This is a genomic window from Sphingomonas sp. (genome assembly GCF_013812825.1).
GTDB lineage: Bacteria > Pseudomonadota > Alphaproteobacteria > Sphingomonadales > Sphingomonadaceae > Sphingomicrobium.
Window position 1 is genome coordinate 1 of sequence record NZ_JACCSU010000020.1, and the last position, 4,091, is coordinate 4,091.

A 4,091-nucleotide genomic window follows, 5' to 3' on the forward strand; every position below is an offset into this window, starting at 1 on the left:
AAAAGCGCGCCTGGATGTCGGCGGCGATCACCGGCGAAGCGAACAGATTGTCGGTGGGGATGTCGAAAAAGCCCTGGATCTGGCCGGCGTGGAGGTCGATCGACAGCACTCGGCTGGCGCCCGCGACAGTGATCAGATTGGCGACCAGCTTGGCGGAAATCGGCGTCCGCGGGCCGGGCTTGCGGTCCTGCCGGGCGTAGCCGAAGTAAGGCAGGACCGCGGTGATCCGCTTGGCCGACGCTCGCCGCAGGGCATCGATGCAGATCAGCAGCTCCATCAGATTGTCGTTGGCCGGGTAGCTGGTCGACTGGATCACGAACACGTCCTCGCCGCGGACGTTCTCGTTGATCTCGACGAAAATCTCCTCGTCGGCGAAGCGCCGAACGCTGGCCTCGGTCAGCGGCATTTCGAGATATTCGGAAATCGAGCGGGACAGCGGCAAATTGCTGTTCCCGGCGAGCAATTTCATGGCGGGCAACCCTTCGGCGTTCGCAACCGCCTTAGACAGCGACCGACCAGTCCGTAAAGGGAACCGTTCGGGCTGAGCCTGTCGAAGCCCTGTCCTTGTGTGTTTCTGGGCAAGGCAGTCCTTCGACAAGCTCCGGACGAACGGGCTAAGGGGTGCTCATGACGGACCGCTTGACGATCGCCCTTGCCCAGATGAGCCAGCGCGTCGGCGACCTCGAGGGCAACGCCGCCGCGATGCTGGCGATGCGCGAGCGGGCGGCCGGAGCGGACCTGCTGCTGTGCCCGGAGCTCCAGCTGACCGGCTATCCGCCCGAGGATCTGGTCCTCAAGCCCGAGTTCGTCCGGCGGACGATGGAGGCGGCCGAGCGGCTGGTCGACGCGACCGCGAGCCCCGGCCCGGCGATGCTGATCGGGACCATCATCCACGAGGGCGGCGCCAACTACAATGCGGTGCTGCTGGCCGACGGCGGCAAGGTGGCCGGCCGGACCTTGAAGCGCGAGCTGCCCAATTACGGCACCTTCGACGAGAAGCGGATCTTCGCGCACGGACCGATGCCCGAGCCGATCGAGTTCCGCGGCGTCCGGATCGGAGTGCCGATCTGCGAGGACATCTGGCAGGAGCCGGTGTGCGCGCATCTGGCCGAAGCCGGAGCGGAGATGCTGCTGGTGCCCAACGGCAGCCCCTACGAGCTCGACAAGGACGATTTGAGGCAGCGCATGGTGCGGTCGCGCTCGGCGATCGCCGGGCTTCCGCTCGCCTATTTGAACCGCGTCGGCGGCCAGGACGAGATCGTGTTCGACGGCTCCTCGTTCGTCATCCACCCGGACGGCGAGCTGGTCGTCCAGATGTGCGACTGGGAAGAGCAGCTGCTGCTGACGCAATGGGAGCGCGGCGGCGACGGCGAGGGGGGCGGCTGGCGCTGCCGGACCCGGGCCGAGCACAAGCTCGATCCGTTCCCCGAGGACGTCTACCGGGCGATGGTCGTCGCGCTGCGCGACTATGTGACCGACAACGGCTTTCCCGGAGTGATCCTCGGACTGTCGGGCGGCATCGACAGCGCGCTGTCGGCCGCGGTCGCGGTCGATGCGCTCGGGCCCGGCAAGGTGTGGGGCGTGATGCTGCCGTCCCGATACACGTCGCAAGAGAGCCTCGAGGACGCCCGCGAGTGCGCCCGGCTGCTCGGCTGCCGCCATGACGTCGTCCCGATCGTGCCGGCGGTCGCGGCGCTGGACTCGATGCTCCCCGACCTCGCCGGCCAGGCGGCCGAGAACGTCCAGGCGCGCCTGCGGATGGTGACCCTGATGGCCCTGTCGAACGCCCACGGCCACATGCTCCTGACGACCGGCAACAAGAGCGAGATGTCGGTCGGCTATGCGACCCTCTACGGCGACATGGCGGGCGGCTATTCGGTGCTCAAGGACGCCTACAAGACGACGGTGTTCGCGCTGTCGCGGTGGCGCAACCGGGTGAAGCCCGAAGGCGTGCTCGGCCCGGCCGGCCCGGTAATGCCGGCGCGCGTGATCTCCAAGCCGCCGAGCGCCGAGCTTCGCCCCGGCCAGAAGGACGAGGACAGCCTGCCGCCCTACTCGCTGCTCGACCGGATCCTCGAGCGGCTGGTCGACAAGGAAATGTCGGTCAAGGAGGTCGCGCTCGCCACCGGCGCCGAAATCGCTTTGGTCGCCGATATCGAGACCAGGCTGCTGCGCGCCGAGTACAAGCGCCGCCAGGCGCCACCGGGGGTCAAGATCGGCAGCCGCAACTTCGGCCGCGACCGCCGCTACCCGATCACCAACTTCTTCCACACGCGCCCGCGATGATCGGGCCGAAGCGATGACTGGGCCCAGGAAATGACGGTCGTCACCCGCTTCGCGCCCTCGCCGACCGGGCGGCTGCACGTCGGCAACATCCGCACCGCGCTTCACAACGCCTTGTTCGCTCGGCGGCACGGCGGGACCTTCATCCTGCGGATCGACGACACCGACCCCGAGCGCTCGACCGACGAGTTCGACTTGGGCATCCGCGACGACCTCGGCTGGCTCGGGCTGACACCCGACAAGGTGGTCCGCCAGTCGCAGCGGTTCGACCTCTACGGGCGCGAGTTCGACCGGCTGGTCGAGGCGGGGCGAGTCTACGCCTGCTACGAAACTCCCGAGGAGCTCGAGCTTCGCCGCAAGGTGCTGCTCGGGCGGGGACTGCCGCCGGTCTACGAGCGCAAGGCCGACGATGCGCCCGTGCCCGAGGGGCGCCCGCCGCACTGGCGCTTCCGGCTCGACCATGATTGCCCGATCGAATGGCGCGACCTGGTCCGCGGGCCGCAGCGCTTCGACCCGAAATTGCTGTCGGACCCGGTGATCCGCCGCGAGGACGGCAGCTGGCTGTACCTGCTGCCATCGGTGATCGACGATATCGACCTTGGAATCACCCACGTCGTGCGCGGCGAGGACCATGTCTCGAACAGCGCCGCCCAGCTGCAGATGTTCGCTGCTTTGGGAGCACAGCCGCCCGAGCTCGCGCACGAGGCGCTGCTGGTCGCCGCCGAGGGCAAATTGTCCAAGCGGCTCGGCTCGATCGGAGTCGAGGAGATCCGTGGGCTCGGCCTCGAGCCGATGGCGCTGCTGTCGCTGCTCGCCCGGCTCGGGACGTCGCAGCCGGTCGAGGCGCTCGCCGGCCTCGATGAGCTCGCCGCCGATTTCGATTTCGCCCACTTCGGCCGCGCCCCGGCGCATTTCGACCTGCACGATGTCGAGCTCCTCAACGCGCGCCTGCTGCACCGGCTCGAATTCGCCGATGTCGCCGACCGGCTGCCCGACGGCGCCAGCGAGCGCGACTGGCGGTTGCTGCGCGGCAACCTCGAACGGCTGTCGGACTTTGCCGGCTGGTTCGAAGTGATCGCCGGCGACATCGCTGCGCCCAGTCTCGGCGGCGACGACCGTGCGCTGGTCGGCGAGGCGGCGGCGATCGCCGCGAGGCTCGACTGGTCCAACGACCCGTGGCACGCGCTCGCCGACGCGCTCAAGGAACGCACCGGCCAAAAGGGCCGGGCGCTGTTCCACCCACTGCGTCTCGCGCTCACCGGGCGCGACAGCGGCCCGGAGATGGCCGGCCTGCTCGAGCGCATGGGCAAGGACCGCGCCGTGGCGCGCCTGTCCGCTGCCGCCAACAGCTAGGCGCAGATCCCCACGACCTTTCGGCGCGATTCTCGTTGCGCCGTGTAGGATATGATGTATCATTCCCTCTATCGACTCGCGTCGAAGGAGATCGAGATGCTGGCCTACGCAGCTCACCGCCGCCGGATCGCCAGGCGACACTCCGCCCCGCACGTCATGCTGGCGATCATTGTCGGTCACGTCGCCCTGATCGCCGCGGTGATGAGCGCGAAAATGGAGCTGCCGGACCGTTTGCGCGACGTCACCAAGGTCGAGCTGATCCCGATCCCGGCCGATCCCCCGCCGCGGCAGCCGCCGCCCAGGGACGTGCCGAGGCCCTCCGACTCGAGGATCGACCAAGTCCCGCCGATCGTCCCGGCGCCGCTGCCGAGGCCCGCTCCGCTCGACCCGCCGATCGTGATGCCGGTGCCCCAGCCCGGCCCGACCGCTCCGCTGCCCGTGCCGCAGCCGGGGCT

At 69.0% G+C, this 4,091-nt stretch carries 3 protein-coding genes and 1 pseudogene; 3 read left to right on the top strand and 1 reads right to left on the bottom strand.

What is annotated here, in order from left to right; translation table 11 throughout:
• Positions 1-469: ribose-phosphate diphosphokinase (prs, locus tag H0T81_RS02725; protein WP_294009499.1), on the bottom strand; the 469-nt coding region annotated here is incomplete at its 3' end.
• A gap of 158 nt (positions 470-627) precedes the next feature.
• Here prs and H0T81_RS02730 point away from each other — a divergent pair.
• From H0T81_RS02730 to H0T81_RS02740, 3 genes and pseudogenes are all read left to right on the top strand, one after another.
• The gene (locus H0T81_RS02730; RefSeq protein ID WP_294009500.1) at positions 628-2,286 is read left to right on the top strand and encodes an NAD+ synthase; all 1,659 of its coding nucleotides are present in this window, start codon (positions 628-630) and stop codon (positions 2,284-2,286) included.
• Positions 2,287-2,316: 30 nt separating this feature from the next.
• Positions 2,317-3,636: a glutamate--tRNA ligase gene (locus tag H0T81_RS02735; protein WP_294009502.1), complete on the top strand. Its 1,320-nt coding sequence runs from the start codon at positions 2,317-2,319 to the stop codon at positions 3,634-3,636.
• 54 nt (positions 3,637-3,690) lie between these two features.
• A pseudogene (locus H0T81_RS02740) lies at positions 3,691-4,091 on the top strand (hypothetical protein); the annotation flags it as partial.

Bases quoted from the DNA above. Each gene is read 5' to 3' on its own strand.
- H0T81_RS02730 (WP_294009500.1), top strand. From the start codon at position 628: ATGACGGACCGCTTGACGATCGCCCTTGCCCAGATGAGCCAGCGCGTC.
- H0T81_RS02735 (WP_294009502.1), top strand. From the start codon at position 2,317: ATGACGGTCGTCACCCGCTTCGCGCCCTCGCCGACCGGGCGGCTGCAC.